This is a genomic window from Stenotrophomonas sp. YJH_SMC_105-26 (assembly GCF_059368915.1).
This window is the reverse complement of sequence record NZ_JCAFSD010000002.1, coordinates 510,296-535,411: the sequence shown is the minus strand read 5'-3', so window position 1 is coordinate 535,411 and position 25,116 is coordinate 510,296. Positions and strand designations below refer to the sequence as shown.

General features: G+C 66.4%; 23 protein-coding genes. 12 read left to right on the top strand and 11 right to left on the bottom strand.

Annotated elements, in window-relative coordinates; translation table 11 throughout:
- The first annotated feature begins 61 nt into the window (after window positions 1-61).
- The gene (gene miaB / locus AC5P7F_RS09365) at window positions 62-1,480 is read left to right on the top strand and encodes a tRNA (N6-isopentenyl adenosine(37)-C2)-methylthiotransferase MiaB (RefSeq protein WP_053496485.1); all 1,419 of its coding nucleotides are present in this window, start codon (window positions 62-64) and stop codon (window positions 1,478-1,480) included.
- Between the two features lie 42 nt (window positions 1,481-1,522).
- On the opposite strand, the gene AC5P7F_RS09360 is transcribed toward miaB, so the two are convergent.
- The 3 genes from AC5P7F_RS09360 to AC5P7F_RS09350 are packed head-to-tail and all read right to left on the bottom strand — an operon-like array spanning window position 1,523 to window position 4,532.
- A complete protein-coding gene (locus AC5P7F_RS09360) occupies window positions 1,523-2,635 on the bottom strand; it encodes an ABC transporter permease (protein ID WP_142234483.1) in 1,113 nt (370 codons plus the stop codon).
- Window positions 2,632-3,555: an ATP-binding cassette domain-containing protein gene (locus tag AC5P7F_RS09355; RefSeq protein ID WP_164076938.1), complete on the bottom strand. Its 924-nt coding sequence runs from the start codon at window positions 3,553-3,555 to the stop codon at window positions 2,632-2,634. Before AC5P7F_RS09355 ends, AC5P7F_RS09360 begins: the two co-directional genes overlap by 4 nt.
- A gap of 20 nt (window positions 3,556-3,575) precedes the next feature.
- Window positions 3,576-4,532 carry an HlyD family secretion protein gene (locus AC5P7F_RS09350; protein WP_164076939.1) on the bottom strand — a complete coding sequence of 319 codons (957 nt, stop codon included), beginning with the start codon at window positions 4,530-4,532 and terminating at the stop codon, window positions 3,576-3,578.
- Window positions 4,533-5,056: 524 nt separating this feature from the next.
- Between AC5P7F_RS09350 and AC5P7F_RS09345 the strand changes: the two genes are divergently transcribed.
- From AC5P7F_RS09345 to AC5P7F_RS09315, 7 genes are all read left to right on the top strand, one after another.
- Window positions 5,057-6,043 (top strand): PhoH family protein, encoded by a 987-nt coding sequence (locus AC5P7F_RS09345; protein WP_032960924.1) that lies wholly within the window; start codon window positions 5,057-5,059, stop codon window positions 6,041-6,043.
- Window positions 6,040-6,525 (top strand): rRNA maturation RNase YbeY, encoded by a 486-nt coding sequence (ybeY, locus tag AC5P7F_RS09340; RefSeq protein ID WP_014036587.1) that lies wholly within the window; start codon window positions 6,040-6,042, stop codon window positions 6,523-6,525. Before AC5P7F_RS09345 ends, ybeY begins: the two co-directional genes overlap by 4 nt.
- Window positions 6,526-6,602: 77 nt before the next feature.
- Window positions 6,603-7,178: a hypothetical protein gene (locus AC5P7F_RS09335; protein ID WP_014646572.1), complete on the top strand. Its 576-nt coding sequence runs from the start codon at window positions 6,603-6,605 to the stop codon at window positions 7,176-7,178.
- Window positions 7,179-7,255: 77 nt separating this feature from the next.
- Window positions 7,256-7,822 carry a hypothetical protein gene (locus tag AC5P7F_RS09330; protein WP_014646571.1) on the top strand — a complete coding sequence of 189 codons (567 nt, stop codon included), beginning with the start codon at window positions 7,256-7,258 and terminating at the stop codon, window positions 7,820-7,822.
- A 64-nt stretch (window positions 7,823-7,886) separates the two neighbouring features.
- On the top strand, window positions 7,887-8,768 hold the full coding sequence (locus AC5P7F_RS09325; RefSeq protein ID WP_164076940.1) for a transporter associated domain-containing protein: 882 nt from the start codon (window positions 7,887-7,889) through the stop codon (window positions 8,766-8,768).
- Complete coding sequence (locus AC5P7F_RS09320) at window positions 8,765-10,024, top strand: lipoprotein N-acyltransferase Lnb domain-containing protein (protein WP_164076941.1); 1,260 nt, start codon at window positions 8,765-8,767, stop codon at window positions 10,022-10,024. The genes AC5P7F_RS09325 and AC5P7F_RS09320 overlap by 4 nt, the downstream gene beginning before the upstream one ends.
- 6 nt (window positions 10,025-10,030) lie before the next feature.
- Window positions 10,031-11,053: a magnesium and cobalt transport protein CorA gene (locus AC5P7F_RS09315; protein ID WP_014646569.1), complete on the top strand. Its 1,023-nt coding sequence runs from the start codon at window positions 10,031-10,033 to the stop codon at window positions 11,051-11,053.
- A 166-nt stretch (window positions 11,054-11,219) separates the two neighbouring features.
- Here the strand turns inward: AC5P7F_RS09315 and AC5P7F_RS09310 are convergent, their stop codons facing one another.
- From AC5P7F_RS09310 to AC5P7F_RS09280, 7 genes are all read right to left on the bottom strand, one after another.
- Window positions 11,220-12,584: an NAD-dependent succinate-semialdehyde dehydrogenase gene (locus AC5P7F_RS09310; RefSeq protein ID WP_049408076.1), complete on the bottom strand. Its 1,365-nt coding sequence runs from the start codon at window positions 12,582-12,584 to the stop codon at window positions 11,220-11,222.
- Window positions 12,585-12,667: 83 nt separating this feature from the next.
- Window positions 12,668-13,510: an ABC transporter permease subunit gene (locus AC5P7F_RS09305; protein ID WP_005415928.1), complete on the bottom strand. Its 843-nt coding sequence runs from the start codon at window positions 13,508-13,510 to the stop codon at window positions 12,668-12,670.
- The gene (locus AC5P7F_RS09300) at window positions 13,507-14,439 is read right to left on the bottom strand and encodes an ABC transporter permease subunit (protein ID WP_014646567.1); all 933 of its coding nucleotides are present in this window, start codon (window positions 14,437-14,439) and stop codon (window positions 13,507-13,509) included. Before AC5P7F_RS09300 ends, AC5P7F_RS09305 begins: the two co-directional genes overlap by 4 nt.
- Window positions 14,436-15,572 (bottom strand): ABC transporter ATP-binding protein, encoded by a 1,137-nt coding sequence (locus AC5P7F_RS09295; protein ID WP_014646566.1) that lies wholly within the window; start codon window positions 15,570-15,572, stop codon window positions 14,436-14,438. The genes AC5P7F_RS09300 and AC5P7F_RS09295 overlap by 4 nt, the downstream gene beginning before the upstream one ends.
- 189 nt (window positions 15,573-15,761) lie before the next feature.
- The gene (locus AC5P7F_RS09290) at window positions 15,762-16,871 is read right to left on the bottom strand and encodes a polyamine ABC transporter substrate-binding protein (protein ID WP_197641400.1); all 1,110 of its coding nucleotides are present in this window, start codon (window positions 16,869-16,871) and stop codon (window positions 15,762-15,764) included.
- A gap of 92 nt (window positions 16,872-16,963) precedes the next feature.
- Window positions 16,964-18,361 carry a glutamine synthetase family protein gene (locus AC5P7F_RS09285; RefSeq protein WP_032960938.1) on the bottom strand — a complete coding sequence of 466 codons (1,398 nt, stop codon included), beginning with the start codon at window positions 18,359-18,361 and terminating at the stop codon, window positions 16,964-16,966.
- Window positions 18,358-19,119, bottom strand: a complete 762-nt coding sequence (locus AC5P7F_RS09280; protein WP_014646563.1) for a gamma-glutamyl-gamma-aminobutyrate hydrolase family protein — start codon at window positions 19,117-19,119, stop codon at window positions 18,358-18,360. Before AC5P7F_RS09280 ends, AC5P7F_RS09285 begins: the two co-directional genes overlap by 4 nt.
- A gap of 161 nt (window positions 19,120-19,280) precedes the next feature.
- Between AC5P7F_RS09280 and AC5P7F_RS09275 the strand changes: the two genes are divergently transcribed.
- Both AC5P7F_RS09275 and AC5P7F_RS09270 read left to right on the top strand, forming a co-directional pair.
- Window positions 19,281-20,558 (top strand): NAD(P)/FAD-dependent oxidoreductase, encoded by a 1,278-nt coding sequence (locus AC5P7F_RS09275; protein ID WP_164076942.1) that lies wholly within the window; start codon window positions 19,281-19,283, stop codon window positions 20,556-20,558.
- A gap of 225 nt (window positions 20,559-20,783) precedes the next feature.
- Window positions 20,784-22,376: an MASE1 domain-containing protein gene (locus AC5P7F_RS09270; RefSeq protein WP_049405548.1), complete on the top strand. Its 1,593-nt coding sequence runs from the start codon at window positions 20,784-20,786 to the stop codon at window positions 22,374-22,376.
- Window positions 22,377-22,534: 158 nt separating this feature from the next.
- Here the strand turns inward: AC5P7F_RS09270 and AC5P7F_RS09265 are convergent, their stop codons facing one another.
- On the bottom strand, window positions 22,535-23,023 hold the full coding sequence (locus AC5P7F_RS09265; RefSeq protein WP_049405537.1) for a hypothetical protein: 489 nt from the start codon (window positions 23,021-23,023) through the stop codon (window positions 22,535-22,537).
- A gap of 157 nt (window positions 23,024-23,180) precedes the next feature.
- Between AC5P7F_RS09265 and AC5P7F_RS09260 the strand changes: the two genes are divergently transcribed.
- Together AC5P7F_RS09260 and AC5P7F_RS09255 are read left to right on the top strand one after the other, a co-directional pair.
- Window positions 23,181-23,348, top strand: a complete 168-nt coding sequence (locus AC5P7F_RS09260; RefSeq protein WP_154583325.1) for a hypothetical protein — start codon at window positions 23,181-23,183, stop codon at window positions 23,346-23,348.
- Window positions 23,349-23,482: 134 nt separating this feature from the next.
- The gene (locus tag AC5P7F_RS09255) at window positions 23,483-25,045 is read left to right on the top strand and encodes an MASE1 domain-containing protein (RefSeq protein ID WP_164076943.1); all 1,563 of its coding nucleotides are present in this window, start codon (window positions 23,483-23,485) and stop codon (window positions 25,043-25,045) included.
- The last annotated feature ends 71 nt before the right edge of the window (window positions 25,046-25,116 follow it).

Here is a 25,116-nt window from a genome sequence, read left to right as displayed (position 1 = left end):
GGCTGGCGTGGGATGCGGGTAGAATTGCCCGCTTTCCCGCCACCCGAATGGATTAAGCGCCATGACCGGGACGCCAGACGTCTTTCCGCCCACCACACCGGGCGGTACCCCGCTCGTTGCCCTGCCCGCTGGTCCGCGCAAGCCCGACCAGGTGAAAGGCAAGCTGTACATCAAGACCCACGGTTGCCAGATGAACGAGTACGACTCGGCCAAGATGGCCGACGTGCTTGCCGCCAGCGATGGCCTGGAACTGACCGACAGCCCGGACGACGCCGACGTCATCCTGGTCAACACCTGCTCCATCCGCGAGAAGGCGCAGGAGAAGGTGTTCAGCCAGCTGGGCGTGTGGAAGGGCCTGAAGAACAAGGGCCGCGAAGTCATCATCGGCGTCGGCGGCTGCGTCGCCTCGCAGGAAGGCGAAGCGATCATCAAGCGTGCGCCGTTCGTCGACCTGGTGTTCGGCCCGCAGACCCTGCACCGGCTGCCGGAGCTGATCCGCGCACGCCGCGAACAGAAGCGCCCGCAGGTCGACATCAGCTTCCCCGAGATCGAGAAATTCGATCGCCTGCCCGAGCCGCGCGCCGAAGGACCCTCGGCATTCGTGTCGATCATGGAAGGCTGTTCCAAGTACTGTTCGTTCTGCGTGGTGCCCTACACCCGCGGCACCGAAGTCAGCCGCCCGTTCGAGGACGTGGTGGTGGAGGTGGCGCAGCTGGCCGCACAGGGCGTGCGCGAGATCAACCTGCTCGGGCAGAACGTCAACGCGTATCGCGGGCCCTATGGTGACGGTGAGTTCGCCGACCTCGGCCTGCTGATCCGCACCATCGCCGAGATCGATGGCGTCGGCCGCATCCGCTTCACCACCTCGCATCCGCTGGAGTTCAGCGATTCGCTGATCGATGCGTTCCGTGACGTGCCACAGCTGGCCAACTTCCTGCACCTCCCGGTACAGGCTGGCAGCGACCGCGTGCTGTCAGCGATGAAGCGCGGCTACACCGCGCTGGAGTTCAAGTCGAAGATCCGCAAGCTGCGTGCGGTGCGCCCGGACATCTCGATCAGCTCGGACTTCATCGTCGGCTTCCCCGGCGAGACCGATGCCGACTTCGAGAAGACCATGAAGCTGATCGAGGACATCGGCTTCGACCACAGCTTCTCCTTCATCTATTCGCGGCGCCCGGGCACGCCAGCCGCGGACCTGGAGGACACGATCAGCGATGCCGAAAAGCATGCGCGCCTGTCGCGCCTGCAGGAGCGCATCAATGCATACGCCGCCGGCATTTCCGAGAAGATGGTCGGCACCGTGCAGACCGTGCTGGTGGAAGGCCCTTCGCGCAAGAACCCGAACGAGCTGACTGGCAAGACCGAGAACATGCGTTCGGTGAACTTCCCGGCGCCGGCGCGATTGATCGGCCAGTTCGTGGATGTGGTGATCACCGAAGCGCTGACCAATTCGCTGCGCGCGCGGGTGGTGGCGGAATGAATCTTCGGGTCGGAGCCCCTGCGGGGATCCGACCCCCTGCCTTCAATCCAGCCGTTTGCGGAAGCGCAGGATCGCCAGGGTCATCATCACCACGATGAAGGCCAGCAGCGCCAGCGCGTCGTGCCACAGCTCCCACAATGAGGCGCCGCGCAGCATGATGCCGCGCACCAGGCGCAGGAAGTGGGTCAGCGGCAGCACCTCGGCCAGCCACTGCACCGGCCGCGGCATGCCGGCGAACGGGAACATGAAGCCCGACAGCAGGATCGACGGCAGGAACAGGAACAGGGTCATCTGCATCGCCTGGAACTGCGAGCGCGCACGCGTGGAGATCAGCAGGCCCAGCGCCAGGTTGGCCAGCACCAGCAGCACCGCGGCCAGATAGATGTCCAGCAGGCTGCCGCGAATGGGTACCTGGAACAGCCAGGTGCCCAGCACCAGCACCAGCGTGGTCTGCAGCAGGCCGATGGCCGCATAGGGCAGCACCTTGCCGACCATCAGCTCGCTGCGCGACACCGGCGTGGCGATCAGCAGTTCCATGTTGCCGCGCTCGCGTTCGCGCACCACCGCTACCGCCGTGAACATCACCAGGGTCATGGTCAGGATCACCCCGATCAGGCCCGGTACGATGTTCACCGCCGAGCGCCGCTGCGGGTTGTAGAAGCTGGTCACGCCGACCGGACCACTGGCGATGCTGCCTTCGCGCAGGGGACGGGTGTTGCTGGTCGGGCGCGTGTCCAGCGGCACCTGCGCCAGCTGGATCGCCGCGCTCTGCACCACGGTGTCGCTGCCATCGACCAGCACCTGCACCGCCTCGCGTCCATCGAAGCGGCGACGCTCGAAGTCGGCCGGCACCACGATGCCGACACTGATCTCGCCACGGCGCAGCGCCTGCATCAGCTGGGCAGGCGTGTAGGCTTCGCTGCGCGGCGTGATCACGCCGGTGGCCACCATGTCCTGCACCAGCGCGCGCGAAGCGGCGCTGTTGGCCTGATCGGCGACACCCGCATCGAGATGACGCAGGTTGAGGTTGATCGCATAGCCGAACAGCAACAGCTGCATCACCGGAATGCCAACGATCATCGCCAGCGTGATGCGGTCGCGGCGCAGCTGCCGCAACTCCTTGAGCATGATCGCCCACAGCCGGCGCAGGTTCATGCCGCCGGCTCCCGGCCGCGGCCACGGGTGGCGGCCACGAACACATCTTCCAGGTTTGGCGCCACCGTCTGGATGCGGGCCTGCGGGTCAGCGTTGGCAAGTGCACGGGCCAGCACTGCGACGTCCGCTGCGCCCTCATTGCACAGCACGCGCAGCTGGGTGCCGATCTGCGCCACGCTCAGCACACCGGGCAGCTCAGACAGTGCGCGGCTGGCCTGCCGCGGCTGCGACGACGTGACCTGCAACGTGCGGCCGTCCAATCGTGCGCACAGCTCAGCCGGCGTGCCATCGGCAACCAGTGCACCACGATCCAGGATTGCCATCCGGTGGCAGCGCTCGGCCTCGTCCATGTAGTGGGTCGACACCAGCACGGTGGTACCGGCGTCGGCAAGTTCAAACAGGGCTTCCCAGAAATCACGGCGCGATTCCGGATCGACCGCGCTGGTCGGCTCGTCCAGGAACAGCAGCTCGGGCGCGTGCACGACGGCGCCGGCCAGGGCGAGGCGCTGCTTCTGGCCACCGCTGAGGGTTCCGGCCAGCTGCGGCTGCCGGTCCAGCAGACGGTACTGCTGCAGCAGCTCGTCGACCCGCTGCCGGGCCTGCGCGCGTGGCAGATCCTGGATGGCGGCGAGGAATTCCAGGTTCTCGCGCACCGACAGGTCCTCATACAACGAGAAGCGCTGGGTCATGTAGCCGATGCGCCGGCGCAGTGCTTCGGCCTGCTCGGGAACCGCCAGCCCCAGCACCTGGATCTGCCCAGCGCTCGGTTCCAGCAGGCCGCACAGCATGCGGATGGTGGTCGACTTTCCGGATCCATTCGGCCCCAGGAAGCCGTACACCTGCCCGCGCGGCACGGTCAGGTCGACATTGTCCACGGCCAGAAGATCGCCGAAGCGGCGGGTCAAGCCCTGCGCATGCACCGCGATGTCGTCGCCGGTGTTCAGAAGCGCACCTGCACCGGCAGTCCGGCCGGAAGCTTCTGCATGTCGGTGGCCGTGTCCACTTCGATCTCGGCCAGATAGCTCAGGCGCTCGACGTCATCACCGGTCAGTGCGTAGTACGGGGTGAACGAGGGCTCGCTGCGGATTGAGCGCACGTGCCCCTTCAGCACGGTGCTGCCGCCTTCCAGCTGTACCTGCGCGGCCTGCCCGACCTTGACCTGCAGGCGCAGCGGCTGCGGCAGGTAGACGCGTGCATAGGGGCGCTCGCCAACCAGCATCACCGCCAGCGGCGCCCCGATCGGTGCCTGGTCACCCTGCCGGTAGGGCAAGGCATCGACCACGCCATCGCGCGGTGCGCGCAGCTGCAGCTTCTGCAGGTTGACGCCCTGCACCACCTGCTGCGCCTGTGCGGCGTCGGCGGCCGCCTGGCCCTGGGCGATGTCCTGCGCGCGACTGCCGTGCACCAGTTCCAGCCAGGCCTGCTCGGCGGCCCGCACGCTGGCCTCGGCACTGCCGGCAGCCGCCCGTGCACGGTCCAGCTCGGAGGCGGCGATCAGGCGCTGGCGTGCCAGCGGTTGCACCCGACGGTAGTAGGCCGTGGCTTCAGCAGACTGCGCGCGCAACGCGGCCAGCTGCGCCTGGGCCTGCGCGATCTGTTCCTGGCGCGGGCCGATCTTCAGTTCTTCCAACTGGGCCTGCGCGCGCACCGTGTCGGCCTGCGCCGCGGCGAACTGCGCGTCGCCGCGGGCGGGGTCGAGCTGCATCAGCACTGCTCCGGCCTTGACCTGCTGCCCCTCGCGTACCTCCACCGTGGCGATCACTTCGGCCGCCGGCGCCGGCACCGTGATCCGGTCCCACTCCAGCGTGCCGAGCGCTGCAGGCGGCGCCTGCCCACACCCGGCCAGCAGGCCGATACCCACCAATCCGATTCCACGCATCCCATTGCCGATGCCCATGCCATCCCCTCCTGCGACGGCGCCACGGTGCCATCCGCCCCGTGCACCCTCTATGATTCCGATCAGCCCTGACGGTTTTTTCACCACGCGTTGGCGAGCCTTTGGCTGCAAGGCTCCGCGCCACCTATCCACAGGTTGATTCGGCATCATTCCACAACCGGTGTGGAAAACCGGCGACACGGGATCCTGTTGCTCGCCTGGCAGCGGAACCTGCGCTGCGATCACGAAGAACGCCGGCGTGCCCGGGAAGTTCTCGGCCACGCGCTGCGACGTGCCCTCCCTCCCGGTCCGCCCGTCCTGCGGGTGCCGGCACGCCCGGGTCCGTGACGATTTTTTCACCACCCCCTCATGACGCTTGTGGCACAAGCACTGTAGAGGTCTATCCACAGGTTTCCGCAGCCCCCGTCCACACCGGGTGTGGAAAAGCATGTATCGACCCCGTGCTGGCCGCGCGCCCGCTGCGCGCGCTACCCTTGTCCTCCCTGAATACACTGCGGTGGAAGGCTTCCGCCCCACCCAAGGCAATGAAAAGCATCGAACATCGAGACTTCACCCTGTCGCCGGAAGACACCGAGCGGCTGGCCAACCTGTGCGGCCCCTTCGATGGGCACCTGCGCCAGATCGAGCTGAAGCTCGGCGTGGAGATCGCCAACCGCGGTTTCGTGTTCCGCATCAGCGGGCCCAACGAAGCCATCGTCGAGGCGCAGAAGCTGGTTGAAGCGCTGTACGCCGAAGCCGGCGAAACCACCTTCGACAACCACGCCATCCACCTGCGCCTGGCGCAGGCCAACGTCGAGCAGATCGCCGAACGCTCCTACGAAGCGCAGGAGGTGGCGATCAAGGTCAAGCGCGGCACGGTGCGCGGCCGCGGTGCCAACCAGGGCCGCTACCTGCACCAGATCGCCACGCATGACATCAACTTCGGCATCGGCCCGGCCGGCACCGGCAAGACCTTCCTTGCCGTGGCCAGCGCGGTCGAAGCGCTGAACGAATCACGGGTGCAGCGCCTGATCCTGGTGCGCCCGGCGGTGGAGGCCGGCGAGAAGCTGGGCTTCCTGCCCGGTGACCTGAGCCAGAAGGTCGACCCCTACCTGCGACCGCTGTACGACGCCCTCTACGAGATGATGGGCGTGGAGAAGGTGGTCAAGCTGCTGGAAAAGAACGTCATCGAAATCGCGCCGCTGGCCTACATGCGTGGCCGCACGCTCAACGATGCCTTCGTGATCCTGGACGAAGCACAGAACACCACCATCGAGCAGATGAAGATGTTCCTGACCCGCCTCGGCTACGGTTCCACCGCCGTGGTCACCGGCGACCTGACCCAGACCGATCTCCCCAAGCACGTGAAGTCCGGCCTGCGCGATGCCATCGACGTGCTGCGCGAGGTCGAGGGCGTCAGCTTCACCTTCTTCGAGTCGCGCGACGTAGTCCGCCACCCGCTGGTGGCGCGCATCGTCAGCGCCTACGATCGCCGTGACCTGCATCAGATCCAACCTGGAGCAACTCCATGACCCGTGGTCCCGTGCGACTGGACGTCGCCGTCAGTTATGCCCTGCCGCGCACCGGCCTGCCGGCGGCGGTCAGCTTCCGCAAGTGGGTGGCTGCTGCGCTGAAAGGCCGCATCCGCGAGGCCGACCTGGCCATCCGCGTGGTCGATGCCAAGGAAGGGCAGTCACTGAACCGCCATTATCGCGGCAAGGATTACGCGACCAACGTGCTCAGCTTCCCGGCCGAAGTGCCCGAAGGGCTGCCCAAGGGCGTGAAGTTTCCGCTGCTGGGCGACCTGGTGATCTGCGCACCGGTGGTGGCCCGCGAGGCCGATGAACAGGGCAAGGCGCTCAACGCCCACTACGCACACCTGACCGTGCACGGCGTGCTGCACCTGCTCGGCTGGGACCACGAGGACGACAAGGAAGCCGACGCCATGGAACAGCTGGAGCGCGAGATCCTGGCCGAGCTCGGCATCGCCGACCCCTACGCCGGCGAGCGCTGAGGCCCACGCACACCGGGATCTTCACGGAGGACGCGCCCATCGCGCTGCTGCCCGCACTCATCGCCGCTCTTCTGCAGGTGACCACTGCCCCGGGCATCGACCCCGGCCGGGAACGACCGTCGCCGTTCCCGGCCAGCGACAGCGCCGCCGACATTGCCGCCAAGGTCGCCGAGGTGCAGGCGTTCTTTGACGTCAGCCAACAGACGGCGCGTCAGGCGGTCGCCGAGGCGCAGCAGCACGCATTGATGGAACGTTTGAAAGCGCGCCACGCGGCACGCCTCGCCGGAATCTGGGTGGACAACGCGGCAGGTTGGAACGTCGTCGTTCGACTGACTGGCCCAGCACCCGCGGCCGATGAGACACATCCAGGGGCGGATGGCCCGCAACGCGTGCGCTACATCACCGGCGCCGCGATGACCGAAGCGGAGATGCAGCGCCGCCTGCACGCACAGCGGGACTGGCTGCTGGCCCAGCTGCCCGACCTGTTCGGCTATAGCCTGGATGTCACGACCGGGGAACTGGAGGTTGAGCTGCGGGATACCCCGGCCAACCGCGCGACGGCGGCGGCCGTGCGCGACCACTTGCAAGTGCAACTGGGCTACCCGGTCAGGCTGCGCTGGTACCCAGCGACCACGCGCAGGCATCCGCCCTGATTGCCTTGGGGCGCTCGCGATGGCTGGCCGGGACCGGTACGATCACCGGCCTGCCTCCCGTTGTGGATCCCGTGCCCGTGCTGCGTATTGCCCTGCCCCTGCTGCTCGCCGTGTCCGCCCCGGCCGCTGCCCTGGACCTGCCGGCCCTGATTGAATGCCGCCAGGGCGTGGCCGAGCAGGCCGCGTTGGCGCCCCTGCTGGCTGATCCACTGAAAGCCGTCGCCCACGGCCTGCAGCCGCTGCCGCAGGGCAACCAGTTCATGAGCGAGTACCGGCTGGCCCAGCCGATCAGCGTGTTCGGCGCCCGCACCGAACGGGTCGCCGTGGCCGGGTCCAGCGTCATGGCGATCCTCGACCAGGCCGATCCGCGGCCGCTGGCCAGGCAGCTGGGGCTGGAGACCGGCTACGACCAGGACGGCAAGTTCATGGCCGGCCGCGAGCTGGTCAGCCGCGACGTGACCGATCCGAAGACCGGCGAGGCCCGGATCGAGTCGATCATCCTCAGCGTCTCCACCGTGGCCTCCCATCCCGGCAAAACCCTGGCCGGCTGCACCTACAGCCTGGACCTGCCCGAGGAAGAAGCCCCCGCCCGGCCTGAACTGGCCCCGCCGCCGATCACCGGACCGGGCAGCGACGGTCACTGACAGGCCGCCACATCCTGCTAGACTTGGACCAACGCCCGGCTTGCCGGGTGCCCTTTTTCCAGAGATGTCAGAAGACGACAGTAGTAGCTCCGCACAGGAGCCCAGTGAAAAGAAGCGCGGCTGGCTTGAACGCCTGACCTCCGCCTTCTCCGGCGAACCCCATACCCGCGACGAGCTGGTCGCTGTCCTGCACACCGCGCAGGAAGAGGGCCTGATCGCCGCCGATACCCTGAAGATGATGGAAGGCGCCATTTCGGTGGCCGAGCTGACCGTGGGCGACGTGATGATCTCGCGCTCGCAGATGGTTTCGCTGCCGATCGAAGCGCCCTTCCTGGAACTGATGAAGCAGGTGGTCGAATCCGGCCATTCGCGCTTCCCAGTGCACGGCGAGAACAAGGACGACATCCTTGGCATCCTGCTGGCCAAGGACCTGCTGCGCGGCGTGGTCGCCGACAACGGCCCGGCCAACGTGCGCGAGCTGCTGCGCCCGGCAGTGCTGATCCCGGAGGCGAAGAAGCTCAACGTGCTGCTGAAGGAATTCCGCCTGTCACGCAACCACATGGCCATCGTGGTCGACGAGTACGGCGGTGTCGCCGGCCTGGTCACCATCGAGGACGTGCTGGAACAGATCGTCGGCGAGATCGACGACGAGCATGACGAGGCCGAGGATCCGTCGGCGCAGATCGCCATCCAGTCCGACGGCCAGTACGTGGTCGACGCGCTGACCCCGATCGGCGACTTCAACGAACGCTTCGGCGCTGCCTTCTCCGACGAGGACTACGACACCATCGGTGGCCTGGTCACCGAGGCCGTGGGCCACCTGCCGGAAGTCGGTGACGAGCTGGCGCTGGACCGCTTCATGTTCCGCGTGGCCCGCGCCGATGCGCGCCGGGTCCAGGCCTTCCACGTGACCGTGCTGCCGCCGGACGCGCAGGACGACGCTTGAAGCGCGGCTCCCTCCTGGCACTGCGCCTGAGGCTGTGGCTGGCACTGTGCGTGCTGGCCACGGCCCTGCCGCTGGCCGCCTTCGCGCAGCCGGCGGCACCCGAACCTGCTGCACCCGCCACCAGCGCCGAGGCTCCCGCCCCGCGCATCGGGGTGGTGACCATGCAGCCGGGCACCGTGTTCTTCGAGCGCTTCGGCCATGACGCCATCGTCGTGATCGATCCGCTCAGTGGCGAAGCGACCTCGTACAACTTCGGCTACTTCGATCCGTCCGAGGACGATTTCATCAGCCGCTTCGTGCGCGGCGACATGATGTACTACCTGGTGGCGCTGCCGCTGCAGCAGGATCTGTCGTACTACGACGAGACCGGCCGTGGCGCCAGCGTGCAGTGGCTGGACCTGCGCCCGGAGCAGGCACGTGCACTGGCCGCCGACCTGGCCGAGCGGGCCAAGCCGGAAAACGCGCGCTACCACTACGACTACTACACCGCCAACTGCGCCACGATGGTACGCGACACGGTGAACAAGGCGCTGGATGGCGGCCTGCAGTCGCAGCTGTCGGGGCGCTCGCGCGGCAATACCTACCGCAGTGAATCGGTGCGCCTGGCCTCGCCGGCACCATGGATGTGGCTGGGCTTCGATGTCGGCCTCGGGCCGTTCGCCGACCAGCCGCTGTCGCGCTGGCAGGAAGCCTTCGTGCCGATGCGCCTGGCCGACGCGCTGCGCCAGGCGCGCAACAGCGACGGCCGGCCGCTGGTGCAGTCCGAACAGGAACTGCTGCCGCACCGCATCGACCCGGAGCCGAAGGAATTCGCACGCCGTTGGTGGCCGTGGCTGCTGCTTGGGCTGGTCGTGGCCGGCGGCGTGCTGGCGCTGCGCAACCGCCCGCGCCTGCTGGCCGGGCTGGCCCTGCCGTTCTGGCTGCTGTGTGCCATCGCCGGCAGCCTGCTGGTGTTCCTGTGGGGCTTCAGCACCCACTACGCCGCCTGGGCCAACCGCAACCTGCTGCTGCTTTCGCCACTGGCCGTGCTGCTGCTGCCAGGCGCGATCGCGCTGCTGCGTCGGCGCGCGCCGGGCCGCATGTTCAGGGTCGTGCTGTGGCTGCTGGCGGTGCAGGCCGTGGCGGCGCTGGTGCTGCACTGGCTGAGCCTGCAGGCGCAGTACAACGTGCAGTGGATCGTGCTGCTGCTGCCCGTCCACGTCGCGCTGGCGTGGGTACTGGGGCGCCGTCCTCACTTGTCCGAAACACGGCACTGACGCACGATGGCGGGCATGTCATTGCCCGCCTCCGCTTCCGCCCCTGCCTCGGCCAACCCCGCCTGCGTCATCAACTGCGTCCACTACGATGACGACGGCAAACGCCACGACATCAGCCTGGATGCCATCAGCGATGTCATTGCCAGTGGCAACGGCTTCGTCTGGGTCGGCCTGTACGACCCCAACGACGATGTGCTGCTGAAACTGCAGGAAGAGTTCTGCCTGCACGACCTGGCCATCGAGGACGCGCGCAATGCGCACCAGCGACCCAAGGTCGAGACCTACGGCAATTCGCTGTTCGTGGTGGTGACCACCGCGCAGATGGTGGACGAACGCATCCAGTACGGCGAAACCCACGCCTTCCTCGGCCCGCGTTTCCTGGTGACGGTGCGCCACGGCGCCTCGCTGTCCTACGCCCCGGTGCGTGCACGGGTCGAGCGTGAACCGCAGCTGCTGAAGATGGGCCCGTCGTACTGCCTGTACGCGGTGACCGACTTCGTGGTCGACAACTACCTGCCGATCGTGCACCGCTTCCGCGACACCCTGGACCTGCTGGAAAAGGACATCTTTGCCGACAGCTACAAGCGCAGCACGGTGGTACGGCTTTACGAGCTCAAGCGCGAACTGAACAAGATGCGGATGGCGGTGGCACCGCTGCAGGATGTGCTGGCGCAGCTGCGCCGCTACCAGGGTGACCTGATTCCCGATGAAGTGAAGCTCTACGTGCGCGACGTGCATGACCACGCGGTACGCATCAGCGATGTGATCGACACCCTGCGCGAGATGCTGGGCACCGCACTGAGCGTGAACCTGTCGCTGGTGACGCTGGCGCAGGGCGAGACGGTCAAGCGCCTGGGTGCATGGGCCGCACTGCTGGCAGCGCCGACGCTGATCACCAGCTGGTACGGCATGAACTTCAGCCACATGCCCGAGCTGAGCCAGCCGTGGTCGTATCCGCTGATGATTGTCGGCGTGGGCGGTGTGTGCGTGGGCCTGTACCGGTTGTTCAAGCGCGCGAAGTGGCTGTAGCGCGAATCGACCAACGGTCGATACCCACCATGCACGGGGGCGTCGATACCCAGCAATACGGTAGGCCGCGACCGTTGGTCGTGGCACATGCCCCGCTTCTGGTAGTGCCGGCCGCTGGCCGGCAACCAGGGCAATGCCGGCCAGCGGCCGGCACTACCCTTCGGCATCAAGCCACGTAGACGGTCTTGATGTTCATGAACTCGTGGATGCCGTGGTCGGCCAGCTCCCGGCCGAAGCCGGACTGCTTGCTGCCACCGAACGGCAGCCGAGCGTCGCTCTTGACGATGGCGTTGACGAACGCGGCGCCGCATTCCATGCGCTGCGCGAAGGCTTCGCCGCGCACCGGGTCGCGCGTCCACACGCTGCCGCCCAGGCCGAAGCGGGTGTCGTTGGCCACGCGCAGCGCCTCGGCCTCATCCTTGACCCGGATCACCGCAGCCACCGGCCCGAACAGCTCCTCGTCGTAGGCAGGCATGCCTGGGCCGACCTGATCGAGCACGGTCGCCGGATAGCCCGCATGGGTGCCGGCAATGGGTTCGCCGCCGACCAGAACGCGCGCGCCCTTGGCGACGCTGGCCTGCACCTGCTTGTGCAGTTCGTCGCGCAGATCGGCACGGGCCATCGGCGCCAGCGTGGTGCCACGCTCACTGGGATCGCCATACTGGCGCTGGCCCGCGGCTTCAACGAAGCGTCGGGTGAAGTCATCGGCCACCGCATCGACCACGATGAAGCGCTTGGCCGCAATGCAGGTCTGCCCGCTGTTGTCGAAACGCGACTTCACCGCCGCCGCCACGGCCTTGTCGAGGTCGGCATCGTCGAGTACCACGAAGGCATCGCTGCCACCCAGCTCCATCACCGACTTCTTCAGCTGGCTGCCGGCATTGGAGGCGATCGAGCGCCCTGCCCGTTCGCTGCCGGTCAGCGTCACCGCCTTCACCCGTGCGTCGCGCAGCACCTCGGCAGCCTGGTCGTTGTCGATGTGCAGCACGTCGAACACGCCCTCAGGCAGGCCTCCGTCACGACACACCGCCAGGATCAGGTCGGCGCACTGCGGCACGTTGCTGGCGTGCTTGAGCAGGGCCACGTTGCCAGCCATGAACGCCGGGGCCAGGAAACGGAACACCTGCCAGACCGGGAAATTCCATGGCATCACCGCGAACACGCAGCCGATCGGCTCGTAACGCACGTAGCTGCGCTGGGCTTCGGTATCGATCAGCTGCGGCTTGAGATAGTCGGCCGCGTGGTCGGCGTAGTACTCGCAGGCGGCAGCGCACTTGTCGACCTCGGCCAGCGCCTCGGCCTTGAGCTTGCCCATCTCATGGGTCATCGCCTGCTGCAGGTCGTCGCGACGCGTGCGCAGCTGCGCGGCGATCTGGCGAAGGACGGCACCGCGATCCTGCAGCGAGCGATCGGCCCAGCCGGGGAAGGCATCGGCGGCAGCCTGCAGGCGCTGCTCGATGTCGGCAGCGCCCATCAGTTCATGGCGGTAGGTCACCTGGCCGGTGGCCGGGTCGATGATCTCGACGGTCATGGGGGATCTCCATCTGGAAGACCCCCATTGTGCGCCGCTGTCCGTGAGCCGGATGTTGCCGGCGCTGTCGACAGGCCGTGTACTCAGCCGTTGTCCTGCCGCGCCAGCTGCAGGTCGCGCTGGCGCCGCTTCTCGGCGCGGGCGTTGATGTACCAGCCGATCACCGCAGCGATCGACACCGCCGACACCAGCAGCGTGGCCAACGCGTTGATCTTCGGACTGATGCCCATGCGCACCGAAGCGAACACCTTCATCGGCAGCGTGGTCGAGCCCGGCGTGGCCACGAAGCTGGCCACCACCACGTCATCCAGCGACAGGGTGAAGGCCAGCAGCCAACCCGCCACCAGCGCCGGCGCGATGATGGGCAGGGTGATGCGGGTGAACACGGTCAACCGGCTGGCGCCCAGGTCCATCGCCGCTTCTTCCAGCGACAGGTCCATTTCCTGCAGGCGCGAGGACACCACCACGGTGACGAAGCAGAGGGTGAAGGTCACGTGCGCGATCCAGATGGTGGCCAGGCCACGCGCCGGGAAGCCGGGAATCGCGCCCATCGATGCCAGCAGCGCCATCAGCGAGAAGCCCAGGATCACGTCCGGCATCACCAGCGGCGCGGTCACCAGCGCGCCGAACAGTGGCTTGCCACGGAATCGCTTGAAGCGGGTCATCACCATCGCCGCCAGCGTACCCAGCACGGTGGCGGTACAGGCGGTCCAGAACGCCACCACCAGGCTGGTCCACATCGCGTCCATCAGCGCGCGGTCGGCGAACAGGTCGCTGTAGGCGCGGGTGGAGAACCCGGCCCAGACCATCGCCAGCCGCGAGCTGTTGAACGAGTAGAACATCAACAACAGGATCGGCAGGTACAGGAAGGCGAAGCCGAGCAGCAGCACGCCCAGCCCCAGGCCCTTGGCGGTACGCGGGCTCATGCCTGCTTCCCTTCCAGCAGGCGCTGCTGGGAACGGTTGAACAGCAGGATCGGCACCAGCAGCAACAGGATCATCGCCACCGCCATCGCCGAAGCGCCCGGCCAGTTGCGGTTGTTGAAGAACTCGTTCCACAGCTGGCGGCCGACCATCAGCGTCTCCGAACCACCGAGCATTTCCGGGATCACGAACTCACCCACCGCCGGGATCATCACCAGCATGCAGCCGGCGATGATGCCGGCCTTCGACAGCGGCAACGTGATGCGCAGGAACGCCTGCCACGGCTTGGCGCCGAGGTCGTAGGCCGCTTCCAGCAGGCGGTGGTCATGCTTGACCAGGTTGGCGTACAGCGGCAGCACCATGAACGGCAGGTAGCAGTAGACGATGCCGATATAGGCGGCGGTCGGCGTATCGATCAGCTGCAGTTTCGGCAGCCCCATCGACGTCATCAGCGTCTGCAGGCCAGTGAACTGCAGGAACTGGTCAAGCAGGCCATTGCGGTCCAGGATTGCCTTCCACGCATACACGCGGATCAGGAACGAGGTCCACGACGGCAGCACCACCAGCATCATCGCCACGTTGCGTGCGGCCGGCGACAGGCGCGCGATGGCATAGGCCATCGGATAGCCGATCAGCAGGGTGAAGAAGGTGGAGATCGCCGCGATCTTGATCGAGCTCAGGAACGCCTGCGCATAGATCGAATCGCGGAACAGCGCCAGGTAGTTCTCCAGGTTCAGCTTCAGCGAGAAGCCGCCGTCGGCGTACTGCAGCAGCCAGGTATACGGCGGCGAGCCGACCCGGCTGAGCGAGAAGCTGATCATCAGCACGATCAGGAACGGCACTGCGAAGAACAGCAGCAGCCACAGGTACGGAATGCCGATCACCGTGGCACGCAGCCCCGGCAGCCAGCGCTTCAGGCCGGCGACGCTCATGAGGTCAGCACCACGCCGTCGTTGTCGCGCCAGTGCACCCACACGCTGTCACCCCAGGTCAGGCCGTCGCTGGCCCAGCGCTGCGAGTTGGCGAAGTTGGCCAGCACCTTGGCGCCGCTGGGCAGCCGCACGTGGTAGACCGAATGGCTGCCGAAATAGGCGATGTCCTCGATCACGCCCTGCGCTTTGTTGGTGTGCCCTTCCGGCTCGTCCTTGCCGATCATCACCTTTTCCGGGCGCAGCGCGAATGCGACCGGCTGCCCTTCGTAGCAGGTGATGCCATGGGCGATGTAGATCGGTGCCGGGAACAGCGGCGAGCGCACGGTCACGTACTCGGGCAGGTCCTCGTCGATCACCCCGTCGAACAGGTTGACCGAACCGATGAACTCGGCGACGAAGCGGTTGGCCGGCTGCTCGTAGACCTCGTCCGGCTTGCCGACCTGCTGGATCCAGCCGGCATCCATCACCGCGATGCGGGTAGCCATGGTCATCGCTTCTTCCTGGTCGTGGGTGACCATCACGCAGGTCACGCCCGACGACTCGATGATGCTGACCAGTTCCAGCTGCATCTGCGAGCGCAGCTTCTTGTCCAGCGCGCCCATCGGCTCGTCCAGCAGCAGCAGCTTCGGCCCCTTGGCCAGCGACCGCGCCAGCGCCACGCGCTGCTGCTGGCCACCGGACAGCTGGTGCGGCTTGCGCTTGCCCAGGTGGCCCATCTGCACCAGGTCGAGCATCTCGCCGACGCGCTTGCTGATCGCGTCCTTGCCCAGGCCATCCTGCTTCAGGCCGAAGGCAATGTTCTGTTCGACCGTCATGTGCGGGAACAGCGCATAGGACTGGAACATCATGTTGACCGGCCGCTGGTACGGCGGCAGCGCGTCCAGGCGCTGGCCATCGACGGTGATGCTGCCCTTGGTGGGCGTCTCGAAGCCGCCCAGGCAGCGCAGCAGGGTCGACTTGCCGCTGCCGGAGCCTCCGAGCAGGGCAAAGATCTCGCCCTTGCGCACGTCCAGATTGACGTCGTCGACGGCGACGAAACCGTCGAATTCCTTGCGCAGGTCACGAATGGAGAGATAGCCGGGCGCACCGGTCGTGTCGACGACGGCGGCTACCGGCTGGGCTTCAACGGGCATGGGGGCTCCGGGAGCGGGCGGTGGACAGCGGCCGCCATTCTAACGGCCGGGGGCTGCAGGGGATATGACGGCAACGGGTGGCACCCACCGGGCCGGGGGGATCTGCAGATCTGGTGGGGGCCGACCGTTGGTCGGCCCCGCCGGAAAAGCATGCCGACCAACGGTCGGCACCCACCTGCCAGCCAGCCCTTAGCGCCCGGTCTTCACCTCGGTCCACAGCCGGGTGTAGAGCTTGTCGGTCTCCGGCGTGTTGATCGAGTAGGTGAACATCTTCTCGGCCACGTCGGCCGGCGGGTAGATGGTCGGGTCGGTACGGATCGCCTCGTCCACCAGCGGGGTCGCGGTCGGCACCGGGTTGGCGTAGTGGATGAAGTTGGTGTTGGCCGCGGCAGCCTTCGGCTGCAGCAGGTAGTTGATGAAGGCGTACGCGGCTTCCGGATGCTTGGCGTCCTTCGGGATCGCCAGCATGTCGAACCACTGCGGTGCGCCTTCCTTCGGGATCGAATAGGCCACGTGCACGCCATTGCTGGCTTCCTCGGCGCGGTCGCGGGCCTGGATGATGTCACCCGACCAGCCGACCACCAGGCAGGTACCGCCGTTGGCCAGCGAACCCACGTACTGCGAGGAGTGGAAGTTCTGCACGTACGGGCGGATCGACTTCAGCAGGTCGGCGGCCTTCTGCAGCTCGGCCGGGTCGCCGCTGTGCGGGTCCAGGCCCAGGTAATGCAGTGCGATCGGGATCATGTCCGCTGGCGTGTCCAGGATGGTCACGCCGCAGTCCTTCATCTTGCTGATGTTCTCCGGCTTGAACACCAGGTCCCAGCTGTTGGCGATGTCGGCGCTGCCGCCGAAGCGCTGCTTCAGCATGTCCACGTTGTAGCCGATGCCGGTGGTGCCGATCATGTACGGCACGCCGTACTGGTTGCCCGGGTCCTGGGTGGCGATGCGCTTCATCACCGCCGGATCGAGGTTGGCCAGGTTCGGGATCTTGCTCTTGTCCAGCGGCAGGAACACACCGGCCTGGATCTGGCGACCGAAGAAGTTCAGGGTCGGCACCACCACGTCATAGCCGCTGTTGCCGGCCAGCAGTTTGGTCTCGACCATCTCGTCACTGTCGAACACATCGTAGGTCACCTTGATCCCGCTCTCCTTCTCGAAGGTCGGAATGGTGTCCTCGGCGATGTAATCGCTGTAGTTGTAGACGTTCAGGACCTGGCTGTCCTGCGCGCCGCCATTGCCACCGCCACAGGCGGCGAGCATGGCGGAGGCCAGGCCGAGCGTGAGGATACGCAGCTTCATCGGGTGCTCCAGAATGCGGGAAGGGGGGGCCGGCGGGGCCGGCGACGGGTGCCAGCCTACCCCCCGGCGGCGGATTTTTCTATTCCGGATGCTCAGACGTTCAGCAGCAGGAACTCGCGCTCCCACGAGCTGATGACGCGGAAAAAGGTCTCGTATTCCTTGCGCTTGACCGAGATGTAGGCCCGGCAGAAGCGCTCACCCAGCAGGGCCTGCAGCTCGCTGCACCGCTCCAGCCCGTCCAGCGCCTCGCCCAGCGAGCGCGGCAGGTTGTAGCCCAGTTCCTTGGCGCTGCCGGTCACCGGCGCATCCGGTGCCAGCCGCTCGCGGATGCCCAACAGGCCGCAGGCCAGGGTCGCGGCCATCGCCAGGTAGGGATTGGCATCGGACCCGGCGAAACGGCTTTCCACGCGCATGTTCTCCGGCGTATCCAGCGGCACGCGCAGGCCGCAGGTGCGGTTGTCGAAACCCCAGTGGACGTTGCTCGGCGAGACTTCGCCGAACACCAGCCGGCGGTAGGAGTTCACGTTCGGCGCGAAGAACGCCATCGCCTGCGGTGCGTACTTCTGCAGGCCGCCCAGGTAGTGGCCGAACACCGGGCTGAACTCGCCCTCGGCATCGGTCTCGCCAGCGAACACGTTGCTGCCATCGCTCACCCGCACCAGGCTCTGGTGGATGTGCATGGCACTGCCCGGCTCGTTTTCCATCGGCTTGGCCAGGAACGTGGCATACACCCCGTGGCGCATCGCCGCTTCGCGCATGGTGCGCTTGAACAGGAACACCTGGTCGGCCAGGTCCATCGCATCGGCATGGGTGAAGTTGACCTCCAGCTGCGCCGCGCCGGACTCGTGGATCAGCGTGTCCACGTCCAGCTTCATCGCATCGGCGTAGTCGTACATCAGGTCGAGGATCGGGTCGAACTCGTTGACCGCATCGATCGAGTACGACTGCCGCGCGGTCTCCGGGCGCCCGGAGCGGCCGGCCGGTGGCAGCAGCGGGAAGTCCGGGTCGGTGTTCTTCTGCACCAGGAAGAACTCCAGTTCCGGCGCCACCACCGGGCGCAGGCCCAGCTCGGCGTAGGCTGCCAGCACGCGGCGCAGCACGTTGCGCGGCGCCAGTTCGTGCGGCTCACCGCTCTTGGTGTAGCAATCGTGGATGACCTGCGCGGTGGCGTCGGCCGCCCACGGCACCATGCGCACCGTGTCCGGATCGGGGCGCAGCATCATGTCCGAGTCGGACGGCGAGGTCAGCTCGTAATAATCGTCAGGGAACTCGCCGGTGACGGTGGTGGCGAAGATGCCCTCAGGCAGGCGCGTGCCGTAGTCGTGCGAGAACTTGTCGGCGGGAATGATCTTGCCGCGCGCGTTGCCGGTGATGTCCGGCACCAGGCATTCCACCTCGGTGATGCGCCGCTCCTTCAGCCAGCGCAGCAGCGTGCTTTCCTGCGGTGCGGGGGGCGTGGCCGTCTTGCGCGGGCGCGTTCGGGAACTCATCGGGAATCCAGTCGGTTCTGTTGGTGCTGCCGGCAAGCCTGGCCGAACGCACGGAAAATAGCGTGATAGAACGGCGCCTGCATGACACGCCACTCCGGGTGCCACTGTACGCCGAGCACGAAACGATGGTGCAGGCTGCGTGCCGCTTCGACCAGCCCATCGTCGGCCACGGCCTCGACCTGCAGCCCCTGCGCCAGGCGGGCGACACCCTGCCCGTGTACCGAATTGACCTGCGCGCGGCCACTGCCGTGCCACTGCGCCAGCCAGCCATCGGCGGCCAGCGTGACCGCGTGCGCCGGCCCATACTGCACCTCCACCGGCGCCTGCGGTTCTTCGCGATGGTCGGCCAGGCCAGGCACCGCGTGAACCTGCGGATGCAGGCTGCCGCCCAGCGCGACGTTCAACTCCTGGAAGCCGCGGCAGATCGCCAGCACCGGCAGGTCCAGCGCCAGTGCCTCGTGCAGCAACGCAAAGGCATTGGCATCGCGGGCCGGGTCATGTGGATTGCCTGGCCAGCTGCGGCCACCTTCGTAGTGCTGCGGTTCGATATTGCTGACCGCGCCGGTCAGCAGCAGGCCATCCAGCCCCTGCAGCCAGTCGCCGGCCGGCAGCGGTGGCTGCAGGCTCGGCAACACTACCGGAGTCACCTCGGCCGCCTCGGCCAGCGCGCGCACGTACTTCTCGCCGGCCACCGCGAAACGGTGATGGCCGAGCACGGTGCTGTCGGTGGGCAGGCCCACCCAGGGCAGGCGGCGCATGGGAAAACTCCTTGGCGTGCCAACACGTTACCCGTCGCCCGGCGAAGCCGGCAAGTCGGTGCCGTCACACCACAGCCGTCACGCATCGGCGAAACTACCGGGGTGAACGCCGATCGACCTGCCCCGCTCCGCCCTCCCGCCCTGCACCCGCGAGGCCTGCAGTGAGCGCCGCGTTCCCGCCCAGCTGGTACGCCGCCAGCCTGCCCGAACCGCCCGCACTCCCCCCGCTGCAGGGTAATGTGCAGGCCGACGTTGCGGTGCTGGGCGCCGGCTATACCGGCCTGACCGCAGCCCTGGAACTGGCGGCACGTGGCCGGCGCGTGGTAGTGCTGGAAGCGCAGCGGATCGGCTGGGGCGCGTCCGGCCGCAACGGCGGGCAGGCGCTGGTCGGCTATGGCTGCGAGGTGGACGAACTGGAGCGTCAGCTCGGTCGTGATGATGCGCGCCACCTGTTCGACTGGTCGCGCGACGCGGTGCAGGCGATGCGCGCCCGCATCGATCGCCACGGCATTGACTGCCATTGGGTGGAAGGCCACGCCAGCGTCGCCATCCGCGAACGCCATGAACGGGAACTGCGCGTCCACTGCGAGCACCTGCAACGCCACTACGACTACCCCATGCAGTGGTGGGACCGCGACGCCCTGCGCGCGCAGCTGGACAGCCCGCGCTATCGTGCCGCGATGTTCGATCCGCTCAGCGCGCACCTGCACCCGCTGGCCTATGCGCGCGGTCTGGCCGATGCGGCGCGCGCGGCCGGCGTGGTGATCCACGAGGATTCGGCGGTAACCCGCGTGCAGCGCGGACCGCAGCCCACCCTGCACACCGCGCAGGGCAGCGTGCGCGCCGCGCATCTGGTGGTGGCCGGAAATGCCTGGCTGCAGGGCCTGCTGCCCGAGCTGGAACGGCGGATCATGCCGGTCGGCACCTATATCGGCGCCAGCGCGCCGCTGGGGGCCGAGCGCGCCCGCGCCCTGATCGGCAACGACATGGCCGTGGCCGACACCGCCTGGGCATTGGACTATTTCCGCCTCAGCCATGACCATCGGCTGCTGTTTGGCGGGCGCGCCAGCTACTCGGCGCTGCCCCCACCCGGCCTGCGCGGGGTGATGCAGCGGCGCATGCACCAGGTGTTCCCACAGCTGGCCGACGTGGCGCTGGACCAGGTCTGGGGCGGCTATGTGGACATCACCCGCAACCGCGCCCCGCATTGGGGCCGGCTGGACGGCGACCTGTACTTCGCGCAGGGCTTCTCCGGCCATGGGGTGGCCGCCGCCGGGCTGGCCGGCGAGGTGATCGCCGCCGCCATTGCCGGCCAGAGCGAGCGCCTGGACGTGTTCCAGCGCCTTCGGCATGCGCCCTTCCCCGGCGGCCGGCTGCTGCGCACGCCGCTGCTGGTGGCGGCGATGTCCTGGTACAAGCTGCGGGATGCGTTGTGGTGAAGATTCTGCATCTCCACCTGTATTGAACGTTCTGACAAACGTACCGCAGCGCTGATCGTGCTGCACACGTCACAGATTTTCACGCGACATCTGTGATGGATGGCTGGACAATTTCCTAAATGCGCAGCTATGCAATTGCATAATCGTTCGCAGACCGATACCGTCCTGAGAAACCGGGCCCCGCGGCGAATGGATGCTGACAGGGGACACGTAGGAGAGGGGGACGTGCGATTGGACTGGTGGAAAGAAGGATTGTTGCTGAAGGTGCGCATTCGTCCGGCTGGCCTGATGATTGCCTTGCTTTATGCAGTTGCCTATTGGGCAACCCGACAGCTGTCGCTGGATCAGTTCTATTTGCCAGCCGGCATCCGGGTGGCAGCCGTGCTGTTGTGCCCGCCGCGCCTGTGGCCCTACCTGCTGCTGGGCGAATATGCGTACTTTGCACAGTCCCGCGTGCCGATGATCGAGAAGTACGGCCTGACATGGGTCATTGTTGCCTCCGCATTCCTCATGCCAGCGGTGATGCTGATTGTGAAGCTGCAACGGCGACTGATGGCGGAGTCGCAGACGATCGGCCTCTTGTTGATTGCCGCCGCTTCCAGCGTCGTTATTACTCTGCTCAACCTCAGCTTTTCCCATCTGCTCTGGCCAACACCTCCTTCCACACCCTTCCTGACCAATGCCGCGCGCTTCAGCGTGGGTGATTTCATCGGCATTCTGACGGTGGCCCCCATCGCCATGCTGTGGGCGCGGCAGGACGTGGGGCAGGAGTGGAACGCTCGACGAAAGACCCCGATGCTGGCAGCACTTTCATCGATGCTGCTGATCGGGATAGCAGCGACTCAACTGCCCGCAGACTGGATTGCATTGAAGGCAACGTTCCTGCTGCTGTTGGCACTCCCCGCGGCCGCGCTTACCTGCCTGTATGGCTGGAAGGGGGCTGCCCTTGCAGTGCCGGTGCTCAACATGGTCATCGGCCTGACCACGCCCAACACCCATCCCACCGCATTCGATCCCGCGGCCTTCATCACCCAGCAGATCATGGCGATCAGCGGCATCGTATTGCTGCTGCTCGGATCACGCATCACCCACTTCTACCACCGTTACAGGCTGCGCGAGATGGGGGAAAGGGACGCCATCCATCTGGCGAGGAGCTCGCAATTGGCCAGCGAGATGGAGCTGCGTGAACGTGCCCTGCACCTTCGCAAGCTCGGCGACGGCATTGATACGTCGCTGGTTGAGCTGGCCGAATGGCTCAAGGCCCAGGGACATCACGCAGTGGCCAACAGCCTTCTGCATACCTCGAATGTACATTCGCGGCTCTTTCGCGAACAGACAAGCATGGTCTATCCCTCGGGCCTGGAGCATCTTGGGCTTTACGTGGCCCTGCAGGCGGGTGGCATCCGTGAGTCGTGGAAGCTGACGGAGCGCGTTCTCCGCCCGGATCTGAAAGGCGACCCCTGCAACCTGAGCGTGGAACTGCAGTTGGCCGCTTACCGGACACTGATTGACGCGGTCTCCATTCTTCTCAAGCATGAAGGTGGTCAGATTCGCATTCGTGCAAGGTGCGGCAGAATGGGCTCCAGGCGCGGAATCCTCATGGTCGTGTCACTGCTGGAACAGCGCAGACGCCTTTCCAAGCAGACAACGATGGCAGCGTTCGAGCGACTGACCGGGCGAACCCTCCCCTATGACGGGACCGTTGACTGCTATCGCAACCGGGTCAGGATTCTGTTCCTCGACCGCGAAACCAGACTGGAGGCAGTAGCCAGTACTCCATCGCGGTACGGCTGCCCCGCACCCTCTGCGCTGCAGTAGTGCATTTCACAGTCAAGCGACCGGATCGAACCAACACAGCAGAATCGCATAACGTCCCGCTCGTCCCCCTGGCCCAGGGCGTCATGGGCACCCGGCGAACACCGGGTGCCCATGCAGTCTGATACTGAAGCTGGCCGATATCCCGGCAACTGTCAGTATCAGGGTGCCTCTACTGCCCACAACACATCAGCTCCGCTTGCATATCTGACCAGCGTGAATGCGGGGGCCCGATAGACAACCGTTCTGGTGGCCTTGGCGGGAACAGGCAGGCGCTGCTCCGGCAACGACACCTTCGCAGACGGGTCACCTGCCGGCAGCACCCAGAACGTGCCGGCAGCATTGCCGATCACGATGTGCACGTGCCCTGCGAGATCGTTTACCTGGAAATAATCCATGCCATCGCGCTCGAACCCATAGACCAACCAGCCGGGATCCACGCTGAGGTCTTGTGCCTGCGGAATCGACTGGCCGAGTCCTTGGCCGGCCAACTTGATTCCATGGTCGTCACTCGGGGCAAAAGCAAAAACGGATACCGGCACCAACATCAATGCACCAGCAAATGCATGAATTCGGAAACTTCTCACACTGACCTCCAGGTTGGATGCAATACGGATCAAGAAGGATGCTACCGCCAATCGCATCAGCATATACCGGGCGGACTCCGCAGTGCCTGTCGGAGATAATCCACTGGATCGATGCAAACCCATGCCACGCCGAAGCTGCCTCCGAAATCGCCAATACCCGCGGCGAAACCCGCGCACGGTGTGGGTCAGCGGCATCTGCGACAAGGCCCTGGACAGGCGCGTGCAACAGCAGGATGTCGTCGATTGTGTGACGGCGAACACAGCGGACAGCATCAACCGCCGAATGTGGCGGGTGCAACGGCTGAAACGCGATCGACACATGGGCGCACTGATTGTGGATGATTCACCGTTCTCTGGTGGCTATGCCGCCGCACTGCCGGGCATGTAGGGCCTCGAAGCATGGGAAGCCGCCGATTGCAGCGCAAAGGGAGGCCAGACACCTCGATTGCACCCATCTCCAACTGTCGATAGTGTCTGCGGAAGTGGTCAGTCATCACTGGCCAGGAGATGAGAGGCGCGGGCTTGGACCGATTCAAAGAAGCAATTGAACTGAGCTTCCGGATCCGACCCGTCGGAATCGCACTCGCGGCCGTCTACGCCCTGGGCTGCCTTGCCTCGCGTCAGTTCTCGCTGGATCAGTTCTTCCTGCCCGCGGGCATCCGGGCAGCGGCACTACTGATCGTCCCGACCCGCCTGTGGCCCTACCTGCTGCTTGGCGAGTACGCGTACTTCGCAACCTTGCGCATTCCCATGATCGACACCTACGGCCTGGCCTGGGTCATCCTGGCCTCGACGCTGCTGATGCCGGTGGCGATGCTGGTGGTCTACCTGCATCGCATGAGAATGCCATCGGAGTCCGCCACCGGCCTCTGGTTGCTGTCGTTGACCTTCTGCATGGCGTTGTTCGTCCCGGCTCTCAATATGGGCATTTCATTTGCTCTGTGGTCGAACCCACCGCCGAGCAACCTGCTTAGCGCAGTTGATCGCACGATCTTTGGCCACTTCGCCGCCATCATCACCCTCGTGCCGTTGGCATTCCTCTGGTCGCGACGACACGCGGCCCCCAGTTGGACGCGCCGCTTTGCTGCGCCTACGGTCACGGCCATCCTGGTGATGCTGGTCCTGGGCCTGTGCATGCAGCTTACGGCCATCAGCGCCCACACCACACGCACCCACCTGGTACTGCTGTCCTCCCTCCCAGCGATCGCCCTGACCTTCATGCATGGGTGGCGTGGCGCTGCCATCGCGATTCCGCTGTTGAACCTTCCACTCCATTTCGCCACACCCAGCACCGGCCTACCGTCCTCGTTCGACCTGGGCACCTTCGCCACCCAGCAGAACATGGCCGTGATGAGTGTCGCACTGCTCGCCCTGGGGTCCAGCATCAGCTATCACCATGAGCGTGCACGGTGCCGTGGACTGGCAGAGGAAACCGCGTTGCGCCTGGCACGTAGTTCGCACCAGACCCGTGAGCGTGAGCTTCGCGAGCGCGCCTCCCATCTCAAGCAACTCGGCGAAGGCATGGACAGCTCGCTCGGCGAGATGGTCAGCTGGCTGAAGGCGCAGGGGCATCATGCGGTGGCCAACAGCCTGCAGCACGCCTCATCCGTGCACTCGCGGCTGTTCCGTGAACAGGCCAGTCTGGTCTACCCCACGGGGCTGGAGCAGGTTGGGCTGTATATCGCGCTGCGGGTTGGCGGCGCATGCGAAAGCTGGGACAACTCCCATCGCGTGATTCCGCCCCGGCTGGAGGGCAACCCCTGCCTGCTGACTGTCGACCTGCAGCTCGCCATCTATCGCTCGCTGATCGAGGCGGTGTCGCTGCTGCTGGAACTGGAGTCGGGACAGGTCAGCGTGCGCGCCCGGAGCGGCCAGGCGGGCGACCGGCGCGGCATCGTGGTGGTCGTTGGCCTGCTTGACCGCGGTCGCACGCTGTCGAACCGGACCGTTCAGCAGGCCATCGAGCGTCTGGCCGGCCGGATAATGGCCTACGGCGGCACGGTGCATTGCCGTGGCAACCGGCTCCGGCTCGTCCTGCACGAATCGCTTGCGGGTACAGCGGCGGCATTCGCATCGCCTGCCTGATCGGTGAACGACGCGCAGAGCACGCTGCTCCGGCTAAAGTTGCACCCGAAACCGCCGCTATCCGTGCCGAG